The following is a 22,895-nucleotide window of genomic DNA, read 5'->3' as shown; positions in this document are numbered from 1 at the left end:
CCCTTTCCAAGGACTGTTCCAAGGACTTATGCAACCTCTGCTGCCCAGCCTGATCGCCGCCGTCCTTTATATCGGCACCACCGCCTACCAGGGCGCAAGCCTGGCCCGCCGCACCCCGCCGCAGAAACCGCTGCTCCTCCTGCTGGGCCTGCTCGCCCTGCTCTGCCAGGCGTACAGCCTGAGCCAGGAGCTGCTGACGCCGGCCGGCCTGGCGCTGGACTTCTTCAACGCCGCCAGCCTGATCTCCGCCGCGGTCACCGCCCTGACCCTGCTGGCGTGCCTGCGCATTCCGGTGCACAACCTGCTGATCGTGCTCTATCCGCTCGGCGCGCTGACCACCCTGCTGGCCGTGCTCGTGCCCCATGGCACCATCGAGCCGATCAACGAGCAGCCCGGCATCCTCGCCCACATCCTGCTGTCGATCCTGGCCTACGGCCTGCTGACCATCGCCGTGGTCCAGGCGCTGCTCCTGCTGGTCCAGGACCATCAGCTCAAGCACAAGCACCCGTCGGGCCTGATCCGCAACTTCCCGCCGCTGCAAACCATGGAAAGCCTGCTGTTCGGCTTCCTCTGGGGCGGCTGGTCGCTGCTCTCGCTGTCACTGATCTCCGGCTGGCTGTTCGTCGACAACCTGTTCGCCCAGCACCTGGCGCACAAGACCATCCTCTCCTGCTTCGCCTGGGTGGTGTTCGGCGTGCTGCTGTGGGGCCGCCACCAGCTCGGCTGGCGCGGCCACAAGGCGATCCGCTGGACCCTCGCGGGTTTCTGCCTGCTGATGCTGGCCTACTTCGGCAGCAAGCTGGTCAAGGAATTCATCCTGCACATCTGACGCTTACGGCGGCGCCCAAGCGCCGCTGAAGGACCTGCGCGCATGGAAGAGATCCACCCCGGCTACCTGATCGGCCTGCTCGTCTTCCTGATCCTCTGCTCGGCGTTCTTCTCCAGCGTCGAGACCGGCATGCTCAGCCTCGACCGCTACCGCCTGCGCCACCTGTCCAAGCAGGGCAACCGTGGCGCACGGCGCACCAGCTGGTTGTTGCTGCGCACCGACCGGCTGCTGGGCACCATCCTGATCGGCAACAACTTCGTCAACATCATCGCCTCGTCGCTGGCGACCCTGCTGGCCCTGCGCCTGTGGGGCGAAGCCGGGGTGGCGGTCGCCACCGTGGTGCTGACACTGATCCTGCTGATCTTCGGCGAGATCACCCCCAAGACCTACGCCGCGCTGCGCCCCGAGCGCGTGGCCTTCCCCGCCAGCCTGCCGCTGATCTGGATGCAGAAGCTGTTCACCCCGCTGCTCTGGCTGATGACCGGCATCAGCAACCTGCTGCTGCGCCTGGGCGGCCTCGACCCGACCCAGCGCGGCAACAAGCCGCTGAGCAATGACGAGCTGCGCAGCGTGGTCACCGACTCCAGCGAGAAGCTCACCAACAACCGCCAGGACATGCTGCTGAGCATCCTCGACCTGGAAAAGATCACGGTGAACGACCTGATGGTGCCGCGCAACGAAGTCCAGGGCATCGACCTGGACGATGAGCTGGAAACCATCATCGGCCAGTTGCGCAACACCACCCACACACGCCTGCCGGTGTTCCGCAACGACATCAACCAGGTGGAGGGCGTGGTGCACATGCGCCAGATCGCCCGCCTGCTGACCCACAACCAGTTGACCAAGGAAAGCCTCAAGGCCGCGTGCCTGGAGCCCTACTTCGTGCCGGAGAGCACGCCGCTGTCGACCCAGCTGATCAACTTCCAGAAGCAGAAGCGGCGCATCGGCATCGTCGTCGACGAGTACGGCGAGGTCATCGGCATCATCACCCTGGAAGACATCCTCGAAGAGATCGTCGGCGAGTTCAGCAACCAGAACACCCTGCGCAACCCGGACATCCACCCCCAGGCCGACGGCACCTACGTCATCGATGGCTCGGCCAACCTGCGCGACGTCAATCGCGCCCTGGGCTGGCAGCTGCCCAGCGACGGGCCTAAGACGCTCAACGGCCTGGTCACCGAAGCGCTGGAGCAGATTCCCGATTGCGCGGTGTGCCTGAAGATCGGCCGCTACCGCCTGGAAATTCTCCAGTCCGGGGAAAACCGGGTGAAAAGCGTGCGCGCCTGGCTGCCCGGCGCCCCGCCGAAAGAACCCTACGCCGATGAGCTTGCCTGAGGCGCCCCGCCCGCCCCTATAATCCGAACGGCTTACCCAGCCTCCCGCCGACGCCCGCCGCTACCCGCGACGCCGCGCCGGCCAGTCAAACGCACGCCCCGCCGAGCCTCGACCCCGCGTCGTTGCCTTGCGAAGCAGCCGGCCTCGCCCTGACCCGCCGCGAGCCGCGCCCACCCTGCCCCGATCCCGGGCCGCGCTCGCACTCGCGCCAGGGCGATGCCTCAAGAAACGTCGGACACGACCTTCAGAGTCGTCGCCGCGCCTGACTGCCAGGGATCGACCCCGTATGACCAGCGCCACCCTCGAAGCCGCACAACCGGCTGAACAGACCAACTCCACCACCCGCGTCGCGGTGGCCAGCTTCATCGGCACCGCCATCGAGTTCTACGACTTCTACGTCTACGCCACTGCCGCCGCACTGGTGATCGGCCCGGTGTTCTTCCCGCAGACCTCCGGCACCGCCCAGGCGCTCAGCGCCTTCCTCACCTTCGGCATCGCCTTCCTCGCCCGCCCGCTGGGCTCGGCGTTGTTCGGCCACTTCGGCGACCGCATCGGGCGCAAGTCGACCCTGGTGGCCTCGCTGCTGCTGATGGGCATCTCCACCACCCTGATCGGCCTGCTGCCGGGCTACGACAGCATTGGCGCCTGGGCGCCGATGCTGCTCTGCGTGCTGCGCTTCGGCCAGGGCCTGGGGCTGGGCGGCGAATGGGGCGGCGCCGCGCTGCTGGCCACGGAGAACGCGCCCAAGGGCCGTCGCGCCTGGTTCGGCATGTTCCCGCAGATGGGCCCGTCGATCGGTTTTCTCGCCGCCAACGGCCTATTCCTCTGCCTGGCCATGCTGCTCAGCGAAGAACAGTTCCGCGCCTGGGGCTGGCGCATCCCCTTCGTGCTCAGCGCCGTGCTGGTCATCGTCGGCCTCTACGTACGCCTGAAGCTGGTGGAGACCCCGGTGTTCGCCAAGGCCATGGAGCGCCACGAGCGCGCCAGCCTGCCCATCGCCGAACTGTTCGCCAAGCACTGGCGGCCGACGCTGCTGGGCGCCCTGGCGATGGTGGTGTGCTACGCCCTCTTCTATATCTCCACGGTGTTCTCGCTCAGCTACGGCGTCAGCACCCTGGGCTACAGCCGCGAGGACTTCCTCGGCCTGCTGTGCATCGCCGTGCTCTTCATGGCCGCGGCGACGCCGGTCTCGGCCTGGCTGAGCGATCGCTTCGGGCGCAAGCCGGTGCTGATCGTCGGCTGCATCGCCGCGATCGCCTCGGGCTTCGCCATGCAGCCGCTGCTGAGCCAGGGCTCGTCGGTGGAAGTGGCGGTATTCCTGTCGCTGGAACTCTTCCTCATGGGCGTGACCTTCGCCCCCATGGGCGCCCTGCTGCCGGAACTCTTCCCCACCCATGTGCGCTACACCGGCGCTTCGGCGGCCTACAACCTGGGCGGCATCCTCGGCGCCTCGGTGGCCCCCTACATTGCCCAGAAGCTGGTGGGCCTGGGCGGTTTGAGCTGGGTGGGCGGCTACGTCTCGGTCGCCGCCGCGCTCAGCCTGCTGGCCGTGCTGTGCCTGCGCGAAACCCGCGGGGATGACCTGAACGATATTCGCTGAGCCAGGCAACTGCACGACTGGATTCCGCAGGATCAGGACCGCGGGCAAGCCTGCAGGTAGCTCAGCAAACTCACAGCTGGGCCACGTGCCCGCCGCCCTGGTGCTCGCGCAGGTAGGGCAGCACCGCGCCCAGCAGGGGTTCCTTGAAGTCTTCCTGGAAGCGGTGGGCCATGCCGGGAATCAGCCTGAGCACCGAACCGCGAATGTGCGCGGCCACGTGCACGCCATGCATGACGGGCAGCAGCGGATCGGCGGTGCCATGGACCACCAGGGTCGGCACATTGAGGCGGTTGAGCAGTTCCACCCGGCTGGGCTCTGCGAGGATCGCCAGCATCTGCCGTTGCACGCCTTCGGGGTTGAAGGCGCGGTCGTAGGAGCGCGCCGCTTGCTGCAGCAATTGCTGGCGGTCATCGCGCACCTCCGGGCTGCCCAGCGCCGCGAGCAGATCGGCCTGTTGCTCGATGGCCTGCTCGCGGCTGGCCGCTTCGCGCCGGGCCAGCAGGCGCAGCAGCGATTCGCTGGGCGCCGGCAGCCCCTCGGCCCCTGAGCTGGTCATGACCAGGGTGAGGCTGATCACGCGATCCGGCGCGAGGTCGGCCACGTGCTGGGCGATCATCCCGCCCATGCTCGCGCCAAGCACATGGGCGCGCTCGACGTGCAGGGCATCCAGCAGGTGCAGCGCGTCGCCGGCCATGTCGGTCAGGCTGTAGGGCGCGCTGACCGGCAGCCCGAGGCGATAGCGAATCACTTCGTAGGTCAGGTTGCCGCTGGGTGTGGGCACGCGCCAGGACGACAGGCCGACATCGCGGTTGTCGTAACGGATCACCCGGAAGCCCTGCTGACACAGGGCCTCGACGACCTCGTCCGGCCAGTGGATCAATTGCCCGCCCAGGCCCATGACCAGCAACAGCGTCGGGTCCTGCAGGCGGCCGATGCTCTGGTAGGCCAGGCGCACGTCGCCCAGGTCGACCAGCTCGGTCGGCACCCGTGCGTCGCAGCGCTCGGCGGCAATAGTGAGGGAGGGCAAGCCGCAGAGGAGCGCGACTGCCAGCAAAAAAGCACGCATGAGTGAAAATCCGGAACGCAAAACCCCAGTTGAGCGCGATTCTGATGAATTTCCGTCGCTCGCTCTGCCACAGGTCCGTGACAGTTTGATGAAAGGCGCCGAGCGGTCAGCGACGGCCGTTCCCATGATCCGGATCAAGGGAAGCCGCCCCTTCCACTGGCGAACATACGAAACCTCCACTCGGACGTTTCCCATGGCCTACCCCATCCTGCTGGTGCTGCATCTGTTCGCCGCGATCCTGTTCGTCGGCACGGTATTCTTCGAAGTGCTGATCCTTCGGGGCATCCACCACCAGGTGCCGCCGGGCACGATGAGGCTGGTCGAGGGCGCACTGGGCCAGCGCCTGCGCCGGGTGATGCCGTGGGCGATCCTGGCGCTGTTCGGCAGCGGGCTGGGCATGCTGCACCTGCGCTATGCGCCGCTGCTCGCCGACCCGCTGGCATCGACCTTCGCCACCCTGCTGAGCCTCAAGCTGCTGCTGGCGGTGAGCGTCCTGGGGCATTTCATCTTCGCCCTGTACTCCTTCCGCGTCGGCCGCATGACGGGTCGACGCTCCCGGCGCATCCACTCCAGCGTGTTCGCCCACGTGGTGCTGATCGTTCTGCTGGCCAAGGGCATGTTCTATCTGAGTGGCTGAGGGCGGGCTGGTGAAGCGCCCGCCGGGGGCTTATCATGAGTCCAGCTCAATTGCTCCGCCGTTTGATCAAGATTTCCTCATAGTGAGGCGAGGCCGCGCCATGCTTGAACTCCGTCACCTGAAAACCCTGCATGCCCTGCGCGAAGCCGATAGCCTGGTGGAGGCCGCCGAGCGTCTGCACCTCACGCAGTCCGCCCTCTCCCACCAGTTCAAGGAGCTGGAGGAGCGCCTGGGTCTGTCGCTGTTCATCCGCAAGACCAAACCGGTGCGTTTCACCAGCGCCGGTCTGCGCCTGCTGCAACTGGCCGATTCCGTGCTGCCGCAACTGCGCGGCGCGGAGCGCGACCTGGCACGCCTGGCCGGCGGCACCGCCGGCCGCCTGCACATGGCCATCGAGTGCCACAGCTGCTTCCAGTGGCTGATGCCGACCATCGACCAGTTCCGCGACGCCTGGCCGGAGGTGGAGCTGGACCTCGCATCGGGCTTCTCCTTCGCTCCGCTGCCGGCCCTGGCGCGCGGCGACCTGGACCTGGTGGTGACCTCCGATCCGGTGGACATCGCCGGCATCACCTATGTGCCGCTGTTCACCTACGAGGCGCTGCTGGCGGTGGACAACCACCACGCGCTGGCCGGCAAGTCCTACATCGTCCCGGAAGACCTGGCCAACCTGACCCTCATCACCTACCCCATCGAGCGCGATCGCCTGGATATCTTCACCCGCTTCCTCGAACCCGCCGACGTCGAACCGGCGCAGGTGCGCACCTCGGAGCTGACGGTGATGATGATGCAGCTGGTGGCGTCCGGCCGCGGCGTCTGCAGCCTGCCCAACTGGGCGCTGCACGAGTACAGCTCGCGGGGCTACGTGACCGCCAAGCGCCTGGGGGAAAAGGGCCTGTACTGCACACTGTTCGCCGCCATCCGCGCCGACATGCTGGACGCGCCGTTCATGCGCGATTTCCTGCTGACCGCCAAGGACACTTCCTTCGCCACCCTGGAAGGCGTCAGCGCTGCCAAGGGCTGAGTCTGTCGCCACCCATAAAAAAGGCCCTCCTTGCGGAGGGCCTCGGGGACATAAATCAAGTAGCGGCTTGTAGTCGTTATGGTTGCCGGCGCCGAGCGATGGGGTGCGCGGCGCTGGCGGGATGATTGACCACCTCGTCCGACCGGAAAATATGGCCACATCGAAAAAGGAATTTTCCTATGCGACCTGTGACCGAATCCTCAAATCGTTCCGGTCGATAAGCCTCCGCCAGCACGCTTTCACGGCGCCTTCCCCTCCGCCGCTTTCCCATGTTCCGCCGCCCAGTGCGCATCACGCTCCCAGACCCGCTGGAAGGCTGGGCGAGACGTCACCAGTTCCACGTAGCGCTCGAACACCGGCAGCTTGGGCACCACGCCGAAACCGATGGTCCAGCGCAGGGCCGCGCCCCACAACACGTCGGCGGCGGTCATGCGGCTGCCCAGCAGGTAGGGGCCGGTTTCCAGTTGTTCAGCGAGGGCGCGCATCACGCTGTCGTAATCGCCGTAGGGGCTCATGGCCTGCGGGGCGGCGTCGCGTTTCAGGGCGCGGTCGACGATGGCCGGCTCGAAGCTCGAACCATAGAACACCAGCCAGCGCAGGTAGGGGCCGCGCAGCGGGTCGTCGAGGGCCGGGGCGAGATTCGCTCGGGGGAACAGGTCGGCGAGGTAGATGAAGATGGCGCCCTGCTCGGTGACCAGCGACTCGCCGATGCGGATCGCCGGGACCTTGCCCAGCGGGTTGATGGCCAGGTAGGCCGGCATGCGTTGCTCGCCGGCCTTCATGTTGATCAGTTCGAGGTCGTATTCGGCGCCCAGTTCTTCGAGCAGCACCAGCGTGCCGCTGGAACGTGTCTGGGGCGAATGGTAGAGGGTGAGGCGGGGCATGGCGGGATCTCCTCGGGCATCACGGCTCGGAGTCCCCAGCATAGCCCCGCGCGGGGCTCACGCCTCCTCGAAATGCATCTCTGGCGGTTGCTCGCGGAAGCCGCCGGTGATCACCGCAAGGTAGATCACGCCGAGCACCAGCCAGGTGGCGCCAAGCCAGATGGCCAGGTGGTCGAGGCTGACCATCAGCCACAGGTCGGCGAGCAGGCCGATCAGCGGGAACAGCAGGAACAGCACCCCCTCGCGCAGGCCGCGACGCTCCGCCTTCAGGTAGTAATGGAAGATCACCGAGAGGTTCACCAGGCTGAAGGCCAGGAAGGCGCCGAAGTTGATGAACGAGGTGGAGGTGGTGACATCCATGTGCAGCGCCAGCAGCGCGACCACGCCGCACAGCACGATGCTGTTCACGGGGGTTTCGAAGCGCTTGCTGATGCGCCCGAAGAACGGGCGCGGCAGCACGCCGTCGCGGCCCATGGCGAACAGCAGGCGCGAGGCGCTGGCCTGGGCCGACAGGCCGGAGGTGAACTGGCCGACGATCAGGCCGATCAGGAAGAAGCTGACGAACAGGTCACCACCGATATTGCGGGCAATTTCGTAGGCGGCGGAGTCGGCGTTCTGGAATTCCACCGAGGGGTGCGCCAGCTGCACGAAATAGCTGGCGGCGATGAAGATGCCGCCACCGATGAGGGTGATCAGCAGGATGGCGCGGGGAATGGTCTTGCGCGGCTCGTGGGTTTCTTCCGTCAGGGTGCTGACGGCGTCGAAGCCCAGGAAGGAATAGCAGGCGATGGCCGCGCCGCCCATGATCAGCGGCAGCTGGGTGCCTTCCTTGAGGAAGGGCTCCAGCGTCCACAGCGGACGGCTGCCGTCCCCCATCACGTAGTGGATGGCCAGGCCGACGAAGGCGATCAGCACGAGGAACTGCACCAGCATCAGCACGCCATTGATGTTCTTCGCCAGGCGCAGGCCGACCACGTTGATGGCCGTGGTCACGCCGATGAACGCCAGCACCCACAGGGCCTGGGGCACAGCGGGGAACGCGGAGTGCAGGTAGGCCGCGCCGATCAGCCAGATGGCCATGGGCAGGAACAGGTAGTCCAGCAGCACCGCCCAGCCGGCGAGGAAGCCCAGTTTCGGGCTGATGGACTTGCGCACGTAGGTGTAGGCCGAGCCGGCCACCGGGAAGGCGGCAGCCATACGCCCGTAGCTGAGCGCGGTGAAGAGCATGGCCACGGAGGCGACGAGGTAGGCCGAGGGCACGACGCCGCGCGTGACGTCGGCGAGGATGCCGAAGGTGCCGAGGACGATGATCGGGGTCATGTAGGCGATGCCGAACAGCACCACTGACCCCAGCGACAGGGTTCGTTTGAGTCGAGCCATTACTGCTTACTCCGCGTTGTGTTTGTTATGGCAGTACAAGGTTGCTGGCCTGCGCTCACCCGCAGGCCTCGCGGGCGCTCGGGGCGCCCGTCGACGTTGGAATGACGCTGTGTCGGCGCAGCCCTGCGCCCCGGCACCGTTGCAGCGGGGCCGGAGGGAACTCAGGCGGGAATGATCAGCTCGCGCAGGCCACCTTCGTGCTCGCGCGTCTCACCCGGCAGCACGAAGCGGCGCTCGGCCAGGTAGCTGTAGTCGCGGCGCGATTGCGCCAGGCGTTCGAGGTCCAGCTCGACGATCTGCCGGCATTCGTCGCGGCCGGCTTCGACGATCAGCTGGCCATAGGGGTCGACCACGGCGCTGCCACCGGCGAATACCAGGCCGTCGTCGCCGGCGCCGACGCGGTTGACCATCACTGCGTAGGCCTGGTTTTCCATGGCGCGGCCCATGATCGCAGTGCGGTGGGTCGGGCCGTAGGGGTCCATGTTGCCGTTGGTGACGATGATCAGTTCGGCGCCGAGCTGGCCCAGGGCACGGGCGGATTCGGGGAACTCGATGTCGAAGCAGATCACGATGCCGACGCGGATGCCGTTCCACAGACAGGTGGCGTAGCGGTCGCCGGGGGTGAAGATGCCGCGGTCCGACGCCCACAGGTGCGTCTTGCGGTACTTCAGGGCGATGCCCTCGGGGGTGATCAGCAGCGTGGTGTTGTAGAAGCGGCCGTCGGCGGCTTCGGCGAAGCCCACGGCAACGGCGATGTTCTTCTCCCGCGCGGCCTGCTGCACGGCCTGCACGCTGGGGCCGTCCACCGGCTCGGCAATGGCGGCGATGTTCTGCGCGGTGGGGAAGCCGGTCAGTTGGGTCTCGGGGAACACCACCAGCTGGGTGTCGTCGGCGCAGGCGTGGATGGCCTCCAGGGTGCGGGCCAGGTTCCAGGCCACGTCGCCATCACGGCCGGCGAGTTGGACGAGTTCTACTTTCATGGGGCTTCCTCGGATTCTTGTATTCCAGTGACCGCGCCGTGCAAAAGGGTCAGAATGCGCACCGCGCCGGCTCAAGGCATCCATCGAGTATGCCGGGCGTGCCATCACCGGGTAATTACGCCCGCGTGGTAACCCATCGGGGGTAGTGTCATGAGCCTTTCCCTTCAGGATATCGCCTGGCACCGGAGTGTCGGGCAACTGATCGAGGCGCTGGACAAGCCGAGCTTCTGGACCTCGCTGGTGCGCCTGCTGGGCCAGTATGTGCCGTTCGACAGCTGGGTCGTGCTGCTCTTCAGCGACGGCCGACCGCAGGTATTCGCCGAATGCCCGGGCGAGGACGGCGGCCCCGATCCGCTGTTCCAGGACTACCTCAAGGGCCTCTACCTGCTCGACCCCTTCTACATCGCCAGTCGCGAAGCGCCCGGCAGCGGGCTGCTGCGTCTGGACGACGTGGCGCCGGAGATGTTCGAGCAGACCGACTACTACCAGCGCTACTTCCGCCTCAACGTGGTCGCCGACGAGGTGCAGATCAATGTGCAGCTCGATGGCGAGCGCACCCTCTGCTGCTCGCTGGGCAGCAAGGGCCGCTTCACCCCGGAGCAGATCGCCCTGCTCGCCCTGGTGCAACCGTGGGTCGCCGGGTTGATGCGGCAACGCATGGCCTTCGAACGCGACGTGCAGGAAGCGCCCCCGCCGCCGCGCTGGCAGAACCGCCTGGAGGCCACCGCCCAGCAGGTGGAAACGCCGCTGACCGCGCGCGAGCTGGAAGTGGGCCGGCTGATGCTCAGCGGCTGCTCGGGCAAGGAGATCGCCCGCAAGCTGGCGATCTCCGCCGAGACGGTGAAGGTCCATCGCAAGCACATGTACGCCAAGCTCGGGATCAAGTCGCAGTCGGAGCTGTTCTCGCTGTTCCTGCAGGCGCAGGGCTGACGCCGCCGGCCACGGTGTCCGCGCCGAGCCATCGCGGATGAATCCGCTCCTACAAGAGCGGTGCCTCCCGTGGCGTAGGAGCGGACTCCGTCCGCGATAGCCCCCCCTTCACGCCGACCTCCCCTGTAGGAGCGAGCTTGCTCGCGAACAGACTACCAAGGCCGGCTCCGCTGAAAAACGATTCGCGAGCAAGAACTAGGCGCCCCCCTCGCTCCTACGAAAAGCCCGCAGCCGCCGAGCGGCCGGTGAGCATTCGCGGCCTGGCGGGTCCATGCTTGGGGCAGGAGGAATTTCCCATGAGTCTCAGCGTCTTCGACATGTTCAAGCCTGGCGTCGGGCCGTCCAGCTCCCACACGGTGGGGCCGATGCGTGCCACCCGCGAGTTCGTCGACGGTCTGCGCGACGTCGACCTGCTGCCACGCACCACTGCCGTGGAGGTGCATCTCTACGGCTCCCTCAGCGCCACCGGCAAGGGCCACGCCACCGACCGCGCCTGCCTGATCGGTCTGCTCGGCATCGACCCGGCCGAAGCCGACCCGGCCGCCCTCGCCCCGCAGGTGGACGACATCTTCCTGCGCCATCGCCTGCGCCTGGGCGGCGTGCAGGACATCGATTTCGACCCGGCGCGCCAGTTGATCTTCCACGACGACAGCCTGCCCGCCCATCCCAACGGCCTGCACCTGCGCGCGCTGGACGATCACGGCGCACTGCTGGCCGAGCGCGTCTGCTATTCGGTCGGTGGCGGCTTCGTGGTGGACGCGGCGGACTTCAATACCGACCGCGCCTTGCAGGGCAACCCCATGCCCTACCCCTTCCACAGCGCCGAGGAACTGCTGCGCCTGTGCCACGCCCACGGTTTCCGGCGCATCAGCGACCTGATGTGGGCCAACGAACGCGCGCTGCGCAGCGACGAGGAGATTCACGCGGGCCTTGCGCATATCTGGGATGAAATGCAGGCCTGCGTGAAGCGCGGGCTGGAAACCGAAGGCACGCTGCCCGGCGGCCTCAAGGTGCGGCGCCGCGCGCCCATGCTCTACCGCCGGCTGAACGAAGCCGACAGCGGCAACCTGATCGCCACCACCCTGGGCGCCCTGGACTGGGTGGACCTCTGGGCCTTGGCAGTGAACGAGGAGAACGCCGCCGGCGGCCGCGTGGTGACCGCGCCCACCAACGGCGCGGCGGGCATCGTCCCGGCGGTGCTGCACTACTACGCGCGCTATGACGGCAACGCCTCCATCGACGGCATCGAACGCTATCTGCTGACCGCCGCCGCCATCGGCATCCTGTGCAAGCTCAACGCCTCCATCTCCGGCGCCGAAGTCGGTTGCCAGGGTGAGGTGGGCTCGGCCTGCGCCATGGCCGCCGGCGGGCTGGCGGAAGTCCTCGGCGGCAGCCTGGAGCAGGTGGAGAACGCCGCGGAGATCGGCCTGGAGCACAACCTCGGCCTGACCTGCGACCCGGTGGCCGGGCTGGTGCAGGTGCCGTGCATCGAGCGCAACGCCATGGCCTCGCTCAAGGCGATCAACGCCGCCCAACTCGCCCTGCGCGGCGACGGCCAGCACCTGGTCAGCCTCGACAAGGCCATCGACACCCTGCGCGACACCGGGCGCGACATGATGGACAAGTACAAGGAGACGGCCAAGGGCGGGCTGGCGGTGAATGTGATTGCCTGCTAGCCCGGTTGAACGCGGGTTCGCGAGCAAGGACCAGGCTTCCCCCTCGGTCCTGTGACGTGAGCGCCAAGGCCCAACCTGTAGGAGCGCGCCATGCGCGCGATCGCGGGCATGGCCCGCTCCTACAATTTGCTCCCCCGTGGACGCGGATAACCCGTTCCGGCTTATTCACCCTGCGCCCCCTGTAGGAGCGAGCTTGCTCGCGAACAGCCCAGCGACGAAGGCAGCCTTTCTTGCACCGTCCGAAACAGCCTTTCTCAGCCCCCGCGAAAATCGTTAGCTAGCTTTCTTTTTTCGCTACTTCGGGCTACCGTCGATGCCCGCCAGAACCAGAAGATCTTCCGAATACCCGCTCCATTGACCCTTGCCCAGGCACGTTTGCGCGATGCCTGCCATGCTCTGTGGCGGCCCTTTCGGCCAACCTTACCGTGACCAAGCCCGACGACTGGAGATTCCATGAACCTGTCGCTGCTCAGCCGCTATGCCTTCTTCGCCGCATGCGTCCTGTTCACCGTGCTCAGCCTGCCCTTCCTGGGGTACGACTGGGTGTGGCCCTTCACCCTCACCACCCTCGCCCTGAGCCTGCTCGGGGTCTTCGACCTGTTGCAGGAACGCCACGCGGTGCGCCGCAACTACCCGGTCCTGGGCAACATCCGCTACCTGGTGGAGGCCATCCGCCCGGAAATCCGCCAGTACCTGCTCGAAGGCGACCAGGAAGCCCTGCCCTTCTCCCGCGCCCAGCGTGCGCTGGTGTACTCGCGGGCGAAGAACGAGACCGCCGACAAGCCGTTCGGCACCCTGATCGACGTCTACCAGTCGGGCTTCGAATTCATCGCCCACTCCATCCGCCCGGCGCCGGTGGCCGACCCGTGCACCTTCCGCGTCAGCGTCGGCGGCCCGGAGTGCCGGCAGCCCTACTCCATCTCGGTGTTCAACATCTCGGCGATGAGCTTCGGCTCGCTCAGCGCCAACGCCATCCGCGCGCTGAACAAGGGCGCCAAGCTGGGCGGCTTCATCCATGACACCGGCGAGGGCAGCATCAGCCCCTACCACCGCGAATACGGCGGTGACCTGACCTGGGAACTGGGCAGCGGCTATTTCGGCTGCCGCAACGACGACGGCACCTTCAGCCCCGAGCGCTTCGCCAAGCAGGCGGTCGACCCGCAGGTGAAGATGATCGAGATCAAGCTCAGCCAGGGCGCCAAGCCGGGCCACGGCGGCATCCTGCCCAAGCACAAGGTCACCGAGGAAATCGCCGCCACCCGCGGTGTGCCCATGGGCAAGGATTGCATCTCGCCCTCCTCGCACAGCGCCTTCAGCACGCCCAAGGGGCTGCTCGACTTCATCGTCCAGTTGCGTGAACTTTCCGGCGGCAAGCCGGTGGGCTTCAAGCTGTGCATCGGCCACCCGTGGGAATTCATGGGCATCGCCAAGGCCATGCACGAGACCGGCATCCTCCCCGACTTCATCGTCGTCGACGGCAAGGAAGGCGGCACCGGCGCCGCGCCCCTGGAATTCACCGACCATATGGGCCTGCCGATGCGCGAGGGCCTGCTCTTCGTGCACAACACCCTGGTCGGCCTGGGCCTGCGCGACAAGATCCGCATCGGCGCCAGCGGCAAGATCGTCAGCGCCTTCGACATCGCCAGCGTGCTGGCCATGGGCGCCGACTGGGCCAACTCGGCGCGCGGCTTCATGTTCGCCATCGGCTGCATCCAGTCGCAGTCCTGCCACACCAACAAGTGCCCCACCGGCGTCGCCACCCAGGACCCGCTGCGCCAGCGCGCCCTGGTCGTGCCGGACAAGGCCGAGCGCGTGTATCACTTCCACCGCAACACACTCAAGGGCCTGGCCGAGATGATCGCCGCCGCTGGCATCCAGCACCCGTCGCAGCTGGAAGCCAAGCACCTGGTGCGCCGCGTCTCGGCCACCGAAATCCGTCTGTTCTCGCACCTGCACTACTTCCTCAAGCCCGGCGAACTGCTCTCGGGCAACATCGAAGGCGAGTTCTACGAGCGTATCTGGCGCATGGCGCGCAGCGACAGCTTCGAAGCCGCCGCCGGCTGATTCGGTGCCCCACGGAGCGCCCGCCCGGGGCGCTCCGTTTCATCCGCGGTGGTTATCCCAAGCGGCTCCACACCTGCGCCAACCCCAGCAGATGCACCAGCGCAAAGCCCAGGCAGATCGCCGAGCTGACGTAGATGAAACGCTGGCTGCGCCCCGTGCCCTTGAGCATCGATGGCCCGGCCACGCCGCGCAGCAGGTAGACCAGCGAGATCGCCACCAGCGCCGGGCGCAGCAGCGGCAGCGGCTCCAGCACGCCGGCCGCGGACAGCGCATAGGCCGCCCAGGCGAACAGCACGAAGGCAATGGCGAAGGTGATGAGCGCCGGATAGGCCTTCCCCGCTTCCGCGGCACGGGCGAGCTTTTCGCCGGCGCCGAACAGCCGGTACCAGCGCGGCCCGACCAGCACCACGCCAACGTGCAACGCCCCGGCAAGGGCGCTGAGCGCCGCGGCGACGATCAATGCCAGGTTGTATTCCTGCCCCATGGATGACTCCCTCCTGGAGTTCGTGTCCTTCCCGTGGGGCATCCTACCGTCGGCGGGCAGGATTCACGACCACCGGCTGCACGAATCTTCCAGACAGCCGCCTTGCGCGCGCTATGCTGGCCGACCGGGCAAGCGTGCGGAGGCAGCCCATGCACAAAGACAACTGGATCGACCTGCTGCAGGATGCCGACACCGGCATCCAGAGCCTGCGTGCGCATTTCAAGGGCCACGCCTACGATCCGCACTGGCACGACACCTACCTGATCGGCTACACCGAGTCCGGTGTGCAGCAGTTCCGCAGCCGCAACCAGCGCCATATCAGCACCCCCGGCAAGGTGTTCTTCCTCGAGCCCGGCGACATCCACGACGGCGACGCCCCCACCGAGGGCGGCTTCACCTACCGCACCCTGTACCTCGACGCGCCGTGGCTGGAGCGCGAGATCGCCACCCTGTTCGAAGAGGCGCCCGGCAACTGCCAACTGGCGGTGCCCGAACTGCTGATCGACGACCCGCAACTGGCGAGGCGCATCGACCACGCCTTCCAGGCCGTACACGGGCCTGAGCTGAAGATCGTCCGGCAAAGCGCCATCGACGACCTGCTCGACGGTATGACCCGCCACCTGCACTGGCGCCGGCGCGGCAGCACCCAGGCCCACCTGCCGCTGGTGGCGCAACGCGCACGGGACTACCTGCACGCCAACCTCACCGCCGACATCGGCCTGGACGACGTGGCCCGCGCCAGCGGCTGCGATCGCTTCCGCCTGACCCGCGCGTTCAAGCAGGCCTTCGGCCTGCCGCCCCACGCCTACCTGATCCAGCTGCGCCTGGCCCGCGCGCGGCAATTGCTCGGACGCGGCCTGGCGCCGGCCGACATCGCCGCCGACCTCGGCTTCGCCGACCAGAGCCACCTCGGCCGCTGGTTCCGCCGTGCCTATGGCATCACGCCCGCCTACTACCGCAAGCGCTGCTCAAAGCTTCCAGACTGAACCCGCCACGCTGGCGACGATGGACTCCCCACGGATTCAGCGGAGTTCCCCTCATGCACCTCTCGCAGCTCGGCCAATGGCTGCCCTTCGTCCTCTTCGCCTTCGTCGCCTCGATCACACCGGGGCCGACCAACCTGCTGATCTTCAGCAACAGCGCGCGCTTCGGCTGGGGTGCGGCGCTGCCGATCATGTTCGGCGGCTGCGCGGCCGCCGCCGCGCTGGTGCTGGCGGTGGGCAGCGGACTGGGCGAAGTGCTCGCCAGCCTGCCGCGCGTGCAGCAGGCAATGAGCGCGGTCGGCGTGCTGTGGCTGAGCTGGCTGGCCTGGCAGATCTTCCGCAGCCCGCCGGCGGACCTCGCCCGCGACCGCGACGCCGCCCGCCTGGGCGCGCTGGGCGCCGCCGCGCTGCAACTGGTCAACCCCAAGACCTGGATGATGGCGCTGGCGGTGATCAGCGTGTACGCCGGCCATGGCGTCGATCGGCTGGACCGCGTGCAACTGCTGTCGCTGCTGTTCTTTCTCGTGTCGATTCCCTGCACCGCCGTCTGGGCCGGGCTGGGCATCGGCAGCCAGCGCCTGCTGTCGCCCACGCAGATGCGACGGCTCAACCAGTTGATGGCGGCCCTGCTGCTGGTGTCGGCCTGGGCCGGGGCGTTGCTCTAGACCGCTAGAGGATGCCGTCGCGCCGCAACGAGTCGCGCAGGTGCTCGATGAACGCGTGGATCTTGCGCGTCGCCCGGCGGTTGCTCGGGTACACCGCGAGGATCTGCGCGCCGAAGGTGTCCGGCTCGAAGAAGAACTCATCCAGCACCGTCACCAGCCGCCCGCTGCGCAGGTGTTCCAGCACGCTCCAGTGCGGGCACGGCAACAGACCATGCCCGGCCAGGCAGGCGGTGAGCAGTACCGCCTGGTTGTCGCTGTTCAGGCGGCCGTTGCGCGGGGTCGAGAAGCGCTCACCCTCCACGTCGAACCACCAGCGGTCGTCCAGTGCCGGATGCCGGTACACCAGGCAATCATGGTCGATGATCTCGCTGGGGTGCCGCGGGGTGCCGCGCCGCGCCAGGTAGGCCGGGCTCGCGCACATGATCAGGCGGCTCTCGGCCAGCGGCTGGGCGATCAGCCCCGGCAGGTCGCTGTTGCCCATGCGCAGGGCCAGGTCGTAGCGGCCATCGAGCAGGTCGACGTAGCTGTCGGAAAGGTCCACCTGCAGGCGCACGTCCGGGTGCAGGTCGAGGAAGTCGGCACAGGCCTGGTCGAGGAACACCGGGCCGACGATCAGCGGCCCGGTGATGCGCAGCACGCCGCGCAGGCTGTGCTGTAGCTGGGCGATTTCCTCGGTGGTCTCGCGCATCCGCGCCAGCACCTCGCGGGCGCCATCGAGATAGAGCTGGCCGGCTTCGGTGAGCGACATGCTGCGCGTGGTGCGCTCGAACAGCCGCGCGCCGACTTCGCTCTCCAGCTGGCCCACCGCCTTGGTCACCGCCGAGGGGGTCTTGCCCAGCTGTTCGGCGGCACGGCTGAAACTGCCAGTCTCGGCACTGGCGACGAACATGGCCAGGCTGCTGAATCTATCCAACGTCATTCGTGCCAATCCTTCACAAGTGTTATGCCTGCCGGCGACTTCCGCGATACCCGCCCCGCCATTAGCCTGCGCTGCAGACCAACAATAATCCACCGAAAAGCAGAGGGAAGTCATGCACGGCATGCTCAAAGGCGCGTTGGCGCTCGCCATCGCACTGGGTACTTTTGAAGCACAGGCACAGAACGCCGACCTGATCCTGTACAACGCCAAGGTCTTCACCGCCGAACCCGGCCAACCGCTGCAGCAGGCCATCGCCGTCGCCGGCGGCAAGGTGCTGCAGGTGGGTTCCAACGAGGACATCCGCAAGCTCGCCGGCACCGCCAGCAAGCAAGTCGATCTGGGCGGCAAGGTGCTGATGCCCGGCTTCATCGACAGCCACTCGCACTCCATCTTCGGCGGCCTGGAGCTGATCGCCGCCAGCCTGGAAGACGAAGAGATGGACCTCGACGCCTTCGTCGCCCGCCTCAAGCAGGACCGCGACAGCGGCAAGGCGAAGAAGGGCGACATCGTGGTGATGAACGGCATGAACTCCAGCTACTGGTCCAAGGCCGACGGCCTGGCCGAGCGCCTGAACCACGGCGAGTGGGAGAAGGTGCCGGTGATCCTGATCGGCAGCGACCACCACACCGCCTGGGCCAACGCCGCCATGCTGGCGCGCGCCAAGCTGGACGCCAAGCGCGTGCAGGGGCTCAGCGCCCTGGAACAGGGCAACGTCGCCCACGACAAGGCCTTCAACCCCACCGGCTTCCTGGTGGACTCGGGCTTCGACCTGGTCGCCGCGACCATGCCCGCCGCCAGCACCGAGACCATGGACCGCGCCGGCCGCGCCGCGGTGAAGTACAACAACAGCCTGGGCATCACCGCCTGGATGGACCCGGCCGCCAACGGCGCACCGGGCGAGGCCGTGTTCAACATCAAGCCCACCGAGAAGACCGTCGGCGTGCTGCCGGTGTACCGCGACCTGGCCCGCGACGGGGAGCTCACCGCCCATGTCGCCGCGCTGCAAGTGGTCAACCCCAGGAGCACCCCGGCCGATCTCGAGGTCATCGAGATGGTCCGCCAGCAGTTCCAGGGCATCCCCAACCTCACGCTGCCGGGCATCAAGGTGTTCGCCGATGGCGTGATCGAATTCCCGGCGCAGTCCGCCGCGCTGCTGGAGAACTACAAGAACAGCCACAAGCCGGGCGAACTGCTGATCGATCCGAAGCACTTCGGCGAACTGGTCAGCGCCGCCGACGCCCGCGGCTGGCTGGTGCACGTGCATGCCATCGGCGACCGTGCGGTGCGCGAGTCGCTCAACGGCGTGGCCCAGGCGCGCAAGGACCGGCAGAGTGGCGTGACCCACTCGATCACCCACTTGCAACTGGTCAACCCCAAGGACTTCCCGCGCTTCAAGCAACTGAACGTGATCGCCTCGATGCAGCTCGACTGGGCCACCGCCGAGCCCTACACCGTGGAGATGGTGAAGCCCTACATCGCCGACGACGCCTACCGCTACATGTACCCGGCCAAGTCGCTGCTGGACAACGGCGCCACCATCGCCGGCGCCAGCGACTGGCCGGTGTCCACGCCCGACCCGCTCAAGGCCATCTACCAGGCCGTGACCCGCCAGGGCGCGGAAGGCGTGCTCAACGCCGCCGAGCGCGTGGACCGCCAGACCATGTTCTACGCCTACACCCGCAACGCCGCGCAGACCATCGGCCTGGCCGACAAGATCGGCACCCTGGCGCCGGGCAAGCAGGCCGACATGGTCGTGCTCGACCGCGACGTGTTCAGCGTGCCGGACCAGCAACTGGACGAAGCCCGCGTGCTCCACACCCTGTTCGAAGGCCGCGAAGTCTACCGCGCCGACGACCAACCGGCTCTCTGAGCCGGGCTCCTGCGCCGGGGCATGAACACCCCCGGCGCCTTGCCCGCCAGCCCAGCCCTTTCGTGACGCTCCTCGGCCATGCCGAAGGGCCGGCGCTGCGCGGGATTTTTCCGCTGCCCACAGACAATCACAACAAAGGGAACCCCGTATGAATCGCCCGCAATGGCTTGTCGGCGCGCTGCTCGCGTGCGCTCCGCTCACCTCCGTCCTGGCCGTCGAACTGGGCCAGGGCTTCGCCCTGCAGATCGACACCGCCCTGGTCAGCGACTACCGCACCCGCGGCATCTCGCAGACGCAGAACGACCCGGCCGCCCAGCTCGGCCTCACGCTGCAGCATGCCTCCGGCGCGTACCTGGGCGTATGGAGCTCCAATGTCGATTTCGGCGGGGGTTTGAAGACGCGCCAGGAAGTGGATTACTACGGCGGCTGGTACTGGCAGGCCAACGACGATGTCGCCCTGGACCTGGGCTACATCAAGTACGCCTATCCCAGGGAAAGCCAGTTCAACCAGAGCGACACCTACGCCATCCTCCACGCCTACGGCTTCGAGGTGGCGGCCTACTATGGCAAGGACTACCCCACCTACTTCGGCGAAGACCAGGCCAACCTCTACACCTACCTGGCCTACAACGCCGAGCTGCCGGCGGAGTTCAAGCTGCGCGTACGCTACGGCCGCAACGACGCCAAGGACCCGCTCTACCTCGCCGGGGACGGCAGCACCCGCGATACCTACCATGAGTGGGAAGCCAAGCTGAGCCACGAGCTGCTGGGCTTCACCTGGGCGGTGAGCTACCTCGACACCGACCTCTCGCAGAACGAATGCCGCACGCAGTTCGGCTTCGGCGACGTGTGCACGGCCACGGTGGTTGCCAGTGTGAGCCGGAGTTTCTAGTCCAGCCGCTCGGGCGCCGCGATGGGGCGTCTCATCGTGGTAGCGCGTCCTGCTCCGAAGGGAGAGGGGCTGTCCGTGGCGGCTGACGCCTTGGTTTCAACCTGCTCCATACGGTCCCCTCTCCCTTCAGGGAGAGGGTTAGGGAGAGGGAGCCCCCAGGCACGAACGTGACTGTTGCTCCTGCGAGCATCACGCGGGTTCGCGAGCAAGCTAGCTCCTGCAGTTTCGACAGCGGTGCGCTCTTTGTAGGACCGAGGGGGACGCCTAGTCCTTGCTCGCGAACAGCGGTCAACGGCGAAGGGCGATGCGAGCGCAGCCGCCTCCCGAAGGCTAATGATTGCCACACGCGTGATCGCGGGCATGGCCCGCTCCTACAGGATAGCGAGGTGCCACGTGGTTTCGCGAGCAAGCTCGCTCCTACAGGTTTAGCAGCGGTGCGCTCTCTGTAGGAGCGAGCTTGCTCGCGAACAGCAGGTCGCGGTAGCGGCCTACGCGATCGAAGCAGCCCTCGAGCAGGCGGCACAGCGGATGAAGGCGGGAAAGCCCGCGTCAATTGTTCAGCGAGAAGATGCGGTACTCCACCCACCCCGGCCCCAGCCGCCCCTCGCCCACGGCCAGTTGGTGGTTGAGCCAGCGGTAGCGGTCGTCGCCGACCTCGAAGCGCGGCTGGATCATGAAGTAGGTATCGCCGTAGTCCGTGCTGTCGCCCCGCGACACCGCGTGGATGGTCTTCGGATTGGCCACCAGCAGGCCGTTGTGCTGCATGAGGATGCGCGCACCGTCGTCGGTGCGCAGCACCAGGCGTACGTCCAGGTGCCAGCCGCCGTCGCTGTCCACCAGGATCCAGTCGCCGCCGCCGGGCAGTACCTCGCCGCTCAGCCGCTGCCCCTTGAAGGTGCCGCCGCCGGCCGCGGAAATCAGGCGCTGGCCGTGCGGCACGCGGCCGATCTCCAGCGGCACGCTGGCCTTCACGTTCATTTCCATCAACGGCTCGAGCTTCATCGCCGGCTCCCGTGCACGGTCGTCGTAGACGCATCAGTAAAGCAGGCGCAACACCGCCCGGCCATTCGCCCAGGCCGCTGGCCTGAAGCGATAGCGCAGCAGCCGGCCCAGGCGGCGCAGGACGTCGCGCCCCCGGTCGTCGAACAGCTTGGCGCGCAGGGCGATGCCCACCTGCCCGGCATGCCCGATGCGCAGGCGGGCGAAGTCATAGTCGATCTGTTCCACGGCCTGCCGGGAGTAACGATCACGCAGCAGGCTATCCGGCAGTTCGCTCTCCTTCGCCTTGGCGTAGAGGGTGATCAGCAGGGTTTCCGGCGTACTGCGCAGGGTGATGCGTTTCCGCGTCATTCGTGCAGGTAGTAGAGCTTGTTGACGATCTGCCAGCCGTTGCCGATGCGCAGCAGGGCCAGGTAGTCGGTGAAGTGCATGCCGAGGAATTCGTCGGTGACCTTGGCCACGGCGCTGTCGCCGGTGATGTCCAGCGACTTCAGTTCCCACGGCGGCGGCGCCCCCTCGGAGGGCGGCGACTCAGCCTTGATCGCGCCGATGAACTCGTCCAGCGAGGCCCACTCCAGCGCGCCATGGTAGTGGCCGATGATCTTGCAGGACGGGTGGAAGGCCAGGCGCAGCCGCGCCTCGTCGCCAAAGGTCATGCCCTCGACGTAGTCCGTCAGCACGCGGTTGATGGCGGCGCTCTCCGCCGTGTAGTTGCTCATCGCTGCAGCCCTCCCGGCCGGTGACCATGGGGCAAGGCTAGCACCCTGCCCCGGCCACGCCCCGGCGAGCGACGACCGGGGCACGCTGTCAGACCATCGCCAGCGGCCGCTTGCGCGTGGGCGGCGGGAAGGCCGCGTCGAGAGCTGCAATATCCTCCGGCGTCAGGCGCACGTGCAGCGCGGCGGCGTTATCGCGGATGTGCAGCGGCTCCACGGCCTTGGGAATGGCGATCACGCCCGGCTGGTGGATCAGCCAGGCCAGGGCCACGCGCGCCGGGGTGGCGTCGTGGCGGCCGGCGATCTCCGCCAGCACCGGGTGGCGCAGCAGCTTGCCGCCCTGGCCCACCGGGCAGTAGGCCATCAGCGGCATGCGCTGCTCCTGGCACCAGGGCAGCAGGTCCCATTCGATACCGCGTTCCTCCAGGCTGTAGAGCACCTGGTTGGCGGCGCAGGCCGGCTCGCCGAGTTCGTGCAGGTCGTCGAGGTCGAAGTTGGACACGCCCCAGCGCCTGATCTTGCCCGCCTCACGCAGGCGTTCGAAGGCCTCGACGGTTTCCTCCAGCGGATACTGGCCGCGCCAGTGCAGCAGGTAGAGGTCCAGGCAGTCGGTGCCCAGGCGCCGCAGGCTGCGCTCGCAGGCCTCGGGGATGCCGCGCCGGCTGGCGTTGTGCGGGTACACCTTGCTGACCAGGAAGACCTGGTCGCGCAGGCCCGCCAGCGCCTCGCCGACCACCTCTTCCGCACCACCCTCGGCGTACATCTCGGCGGTGTCGATCAGCGTCAGGCCGCGCTCGATGCCGTCGCGCAGGGCAGCGACCTCGCGCTTGCGCTGGGCGCGATCCTCGCCCATGTGCCAGGTGCCCTGGCCGATGGCGGGAACGGCGGTGCCGTCGGCAAATACCACAGTGTTCATCGCGTGCTCCTTGTTGCGCGTGTAGGGGGACACGGGGCCAGCCGCCCGA

General features: G+C 67.5%; 22 protein-coding genes. 12 read left to right on the top strand and 10 right to left on the bottom strand.

Translation table 11 applies throughout. The annotated features are described in order from the left end of the window. The first annotated feature begins 28 nt into the window (after positions 1–28). The 3 genes from N0B71_RS15140 to N0B71_RS15130 all read left to right on the top strand — a co-directional run bounded on the left by N0B71_RS15140 (position 29) and on the right by N0B71_RS15130 (position 3,764). Positions 29–829: a cytochrome C assembly family protein gene (locus N0B71_RS15140; protein ID WP_259753382.1), complete on the top strand. Its 801-nt coding sequence runs from the start codon at positions 29–31 to the stop codon at positions 827–829. A 42-nt stretch (positions 830–871) separates the two neighbouring features. Beyond that, entirely contained in the window at positions 872–2,164 is a 1,293-nt protein-coding gene (locus tag N0B71_RS15135) for an HlyC/CorC family transporter (RefSeq protein ID WP_259753381.1), read from the top strand. Between the two features lie 286 nt (positions 2,165–2,450). Then, positions 2,451–3,764, top strand: a complete 1,314-nt coding sequence (locus N0B71_RS15130; RefSeq protein ID WP_259753380.1) for an MFS transporter — start codon at positions 2,451–2,453, stop codon at positions 3,762–3,764. A 70-nt stretch (positions 3,765–3,834) separates the two neighbouring features. Here N0B71_RS15130 and N0B71_RS15125 read toward each other — a convergent pair whose 3' ends face one another. Continuing rightward, positions 3,835–4,830, bottom strand: a complete 996-nt coding sequence (locus N0B71_RS15125; RefSeq protein ID WP_259753379.1) for an alpha/beta fold hydrolase — start codon at positions 4,828–4,830, stop codon at positions 3,835–3,837. Between the two features lie 193 nt (positions 4,831–5,023). On the opposite strand from N0B71_RS15125, the gene N0B71_RS15120 reads away from it, so the two are divergent. Further along, positions 5,024–5,467, top strand: coding sequence for a CopD family copper resistance protein (locus N0B71_RS15120; protein ID WP_259753378.1), 444 nt, complete (start codon positions 5,024–5,026; stop codon positions 5,465–5,467). 100 nt (positions 5,468–5,567) lie between these two features. After that, complete coding sequence (gene metR, locus N0B71_RS15115) at positions 5,568–6,488, top strand: transcriptional regulator MetR (protein WP_259753377.1); 921 nt, start codon at positions 5,568–5,570, stop codon at positions 6,486–6,488. A 239-nt stretch (positions 6,489–6,727) separates the two neighbouring features. Here metR and N0B71_RS15110 read toward each other — a convergent pair whose 3' ends face one another. The 3 genes from N0B71_RS15110 to N0B71_RS15100 form a co-directional block, all read right to left on the bottom strand. Further along, positions 6,728–7,372 (bottom strand): glutathione S-transferase family protein, encoded by a 645-nt coding sequence (locus N0B71_RS15110; RefSeq protein ID WP_259753376.1) that lies wholly within the window; start codon positions 7,370–7,372, stop codon positions 6,728–6,730. 57 nt (positions 7,373–7,429) lie between these two features. Continuing rightward, the gene (locus N0B71_RS15105) at positions 7,430–8,752 is read right to left on the bottom strand and encodes an APC family permease (RefSeq protein ID WP_259753375.1); all 1,323 of its coding nucleotides are present in this window, start codon (positions 8,750–8,752) and stop codon (positions 7,430–7,432) included. A gap of 161 nt (positions 8,753–8,913) precedes the next feature. Continuing rightward, a complete protein-coding gene (locus N0B71_RS15100; protein WP_259753374.1) occupies positions 8,914–9,732 on the bottom strand; it encodes a carbon-nitrogen hydrolase family protein in 819 nt (272 codons plus the stop codon). A 150-nt stretch (positions 9,733–9,882) separates the two neighbouring features. On the opposite strand from N0B71_RS15100, the gene N0B71_RS15095 reads away from it, so the two are divergent. The 3 genes from N0B71_RS15095 to N0B71_RS15085 all read left to right on the top strand — a co-directional run bounded on the left by N0B71_RS15095 (position 9,883) and on the right by N0B71_RS15085 (position 14,402). Continuing rightward, a complete protein-coding gene (locus tag N0B71_RS15095) occupies positions 9,883–10,662 on the top strand; it encodes a helix-turn-helix transcriptional regulator (RefSeq protein WP_259753373.1) in 780 nt (259 codons plus the stop codon). 296 nt (positions 10,663–10,958) lie between these two features. After that, a complete protein-coding gene (locus tag N0B71_RS15090; protein ID WP_259753372.1) occupies positions 10,959–12,338 on the top strand; it encodes an L-serine ammonia-lyase in 1,380 nt (459 codons plus the stop codon). 453 nt (positions 12,339–12,791) lie between these two features. Next, positions 12,792–14,402 carry an FMN-binding glutamate synthase family protein gene (locus N0B71_RS15085; RefSeq protein WP_259753371.1) on the top strand — a complete coding sequence of 537 codons (1,611 nt, stop codon included), beginning with the start codon at positions 12,792–12,794 and terminating at the stop codon, positions 14,400–14,402. Between the two features lie 52 nt (positions 14,403–14,454). Here N0B71_RS15085 and N0B71_RS15080 read toward each other — a convergent pair whose 3' ends face one another. Further along, entirely contained in the window at positions 14,455–14,886 is a 432-nt protein-coding gene (locus N0B71_RS15080) for a hypothetical protein (RefSeq protein WP_259753370.1), read from the bottom strand. A 149-nt stretch (positions 14,887–15,035) separates the two neighbouring features. On the opposite strand from N0B71_RS15080, the gene N0B71_RS15075 reads away from it, so the two are divergent. Both N0B71_RS15075 and N0B71_RS15070 read left to right on the top strand, forming a co-directional pair. Then, positions 15,036–15,872 carry an AraC family transcriptional regulator gene (locus tag N0B71_RS15075; RefSeq protein ID WP_259753369.1) on the top strand — a complete coding sequence of 279 codons (837 nt, stop codon included), beginning with the start codon at positions 15,036–15,038 and terminating at the stop codon, positions 15,870–15,872. Between the two features lie 53 nt (positions 15,873–15,925). Further along, positions 15,926–16,534: a LysE family translocator gene (locus tag N0B71_RS15070; protein ID WP_259753368.1), complete on the top strand. Its 609-nt coding sequence runs from the start codon at positions 15,926–15,928 to the stop codon at positions 16,532–16,534. Between the two features lie 4 nt (positions 16,535–16,538). Here N0B71_RS15070 and N0B71_RS15065 read toward each other — a convergent pair whose 3' ends face one another. After that, positions 16,539–17,447 carry a LysR family transcriptional regulator gene (locus N0B71_RS15065; RefSeq protein WP_259759572.1) on the bottom strand — a complete coding sequence of 303 codons (909 nt, stop codon included), beginning with the start codon at positions 17,445–17,447 and terminating at the stop codon, positions 16,539–16,541. A 118-nt stretch (positions 17,448–17,565) separates the two neighbouring features. Here N0B71_RS15065 and N0B71_RS15060 point away from each other — a divergent pair, with 118 nt between their 5' ends. Together N0B71_RS15060 and N0B71_RS15055 are read left to right on the top strand one after the other, a co-directional pair. Next, positions 17,566–19,323, top strand: coding sequence for an amidohydrolase (locus tag N0B71_RS15060; RefSeq protein WP_259753367.1), 1,758 nt, complete (start codon positions 17,566–17,568; stop codon positions 19,321–19,323). A gap of 148 nt (positions 19,324–19,471) precedes the next feature. Continuing rightward, positions 19,472–20,215 (top strand): TorF family putative porin, encoded by a 744-nt coding sequence (locus N0B71_RS15055; protein WP_259753366.1) that lies wholly within the window; start codon positions 19,472–19,474, stop codon positions 20,213–20,215. A gap of 549 nt (positions 20,216–20,764) precedes the next feature. On the opposite strand, the gene N0B71_RS15050 is transcribed toward N0B71_RS15055, so the two are convergent. The 4 genes from N0B71_RS15050 to N0B71_RS15035 form a co-directional block, all read right to left on the bottom strand. Further along, a complete protein-coding gene (locus N0B71_RS15050; protein WP_259753365.1) occupies positions 20,765–21,217 on the bottom strand; it encodes a DUF3237 domain-containing protein in 453 nt (150 codons plus the stop codon). A 33-nt stretch (positions 21,218–21,250) separates the two neighbouring features. Continuing rightward, positions 21,251–21,565, bottom strand: a complete 315-nt coding sequence (locus N0B71_RS15045) for a hypothetical protein (RefSeq protein ID WP_259753364.1) — start codon at positions 21,563–21,565, stop codon at positions 21,251–21,253. Next, on the bottom strand, positions 21,562–21,933 hold the full coding sequence (locus N0B71_RS15040) for a nuclear transport factor 2 family protein (RefSeq protein WP_259753363.1): 372 nt from the start codon (positions 21,931–21,933) through the stop codon (positions 21,562–21,564). The genes N0B71_RS15045 and N0B71_RS15040 overlap by 4 nt, the downstream gene beginning before the upstream one ends. Positions 21,934–22,021: 88 nt before the next feature. Continuing rightward, positions 22,022–22,846 (bottom strand): aldo/keto reductase, encoded by an 825-nt coding sequence (locus N0B71_RS15035; RefSeq protein WP_259753362.1) that lies wholly within the window; start codon positions 22,844–22,846, stop codon positions 22,022–22,024. Positions 22,847–22,895: the final 49 nt, after the last annotated feature.

The organism is Pseudomonas sp. GCEP-101, from assembly GCF_025133575.1.
Taxonomy (GTDB): domain Bacteria; phylum Pseudomonadota; class Gammaproteobacteria; order Pseudomonadales; family Pseudomonadaceae; genus Pseudomonas; species Pseudomonas nitroreducens_B.
Note: the sequence above shows the minus strand (reverse complement) of the source record. Positions and strands in the feature narration are given on the sequence as shown.

Coding starts and splice junctions, on each gene's coding strand:
- N0B71_RS15040 (WP_259753363.1), bottom strand. CDS start 21,933: ATGAGCAACTACACGGCGGAGAGCGCCGCCATCAACCGCGTGCTGACG.
- N0B71_RS15060 (WP_259753367.1), top strand. CDS start 17,566: ATGCACGGCATGCTCAAAGGCGCGTTGGCGCTCGCCATCGCACTGGGT.
- N0B71_RS15085 (WP_259753371.1), top strand. CDS start 12,792: ATGAACCTGTCGCTGCTCAGCCGCTATGCCTTCTTCGCCGCATGCGTC.
- N0B71_RS15090 (WP_259753372.1), top strand. CDS start 10,959: ATGAGTCTCAGCGTCTTCGACATGTTCAAGCCTGGCGTCGGGCCGTCC.
- N0B71_RS15100 (WP_259753374.1), bottom strand. CDS start 9,732: ATGAAAGTAGAACTCGTCCAACTCGCCGGCCGTGATGGCGACGTGGCC.
- N0B71_RS15055 (WP_259753366.1), top strand. CDS start 19,472: ATGAATCGCCCGCAATGGCTTGTCGGCGCGCTGCTCGCGTGCGCTCCG.
- N0B71_RS15140 (WP_259753382.1), top strand. CDS start 29: ATGCAACCTCTGCTGCCCAGCCTGATCGCCGCCGTCCTTTATATCGGC.
- N0B71_RS15135 (WP_259753381.1), top strand. CDS start 872: ATGGAAGAGATCCACCCCGGCTACCTGATCGGCCTGCTCGTCTTCCTG.
- N0B71_RS15130 (WP_259753380.1), top strand. CDS start 2,451: ATGACCAGCGCCACCCTCGAAGCCGCACAACCGGCTGAACAGACCAAC.
- metR (WP_259753377.1), top strand. CDS start 5,568: ATGCTTGAACTCCGTCACCTGAAAACCCTGCATGCCCTGCGCGAAGCC.
- N0B71_RS15045 (WP_259753364.1), bottom strand. CDS start 21,565: ATGACGCGGAAACGCATCACCCTGCGCAGTACGCCGGAAACCCTGCTG.
- N0B71_RS15095 (WP_259753373.1), top strand. CDS start 9,883: ATGAGCCTTTCCCTTCAGGATATCGCCTGGCACCGGAGTGTCGGGCAA.
- N0B71_RS15075 (WP_259753369.1), top strand. CDS start 15,036: ATGCACAAAGACAACTGGATCGACCTGCTGCAGGATGCCGACACCGGC.
- N0B71_RS15110 (WP_259753376.1), bottom strand. CDS start 7,372: ATGCCCCGCCTCACCCTCTACCATTCGCCCCAGACACGTTCCAGCGGC.
- N0B71_RS15050 (WP_259753365.1), bottom strand. CDS start 21,217: ATGAAGCTCGAGCCGTTGATGGAAATGAACGTGAAGGCCAGCGTGCCG.
- N0B71_RS15080 (WP_259753370.1), bottom strand. CDS start 14,886: ATGGGGCAGGAATACAACCTGGCATTGATCGTCGCCGCGGCGCTCAGC.
- N0B71_RS15035 (WP_259753362.1), bottom strand. CDS start 22,846: ATGAACACTGTGGTATTTGCCGACGGCACCGCCGTTCCCGCCATCGGC.
- N0B71_RS15105 (WP_259753375.1), bottom strand. CDS start 8,752: ATGGCTCGACTCAAACGAACCCTGTCGCTGGGGTCAGTGGTGCTGTTC.
- N0B71_RS15125 (WP_259753379.1), bottom strand. CDS start 4,830: ATGCGTGCTTTTTTGCTGGCAGTCGCGCTCCTCTGCGGCTTGCCCTCC.
- N0B71_RS15120 (WP_259753378.1), top strand. CDS start 5,024: ATGGCCTACCCCATCCTGCTGGTGCTGCATCTGTTCGCCGCGATCCTG.
- N0B71_RS15070 (WP_259753368.1), top strand. CDS start 15,926: ATGCACCTCTCGCAGCTCGGCCAATGGCTGCCCTTCGTCCTCTTCGCC.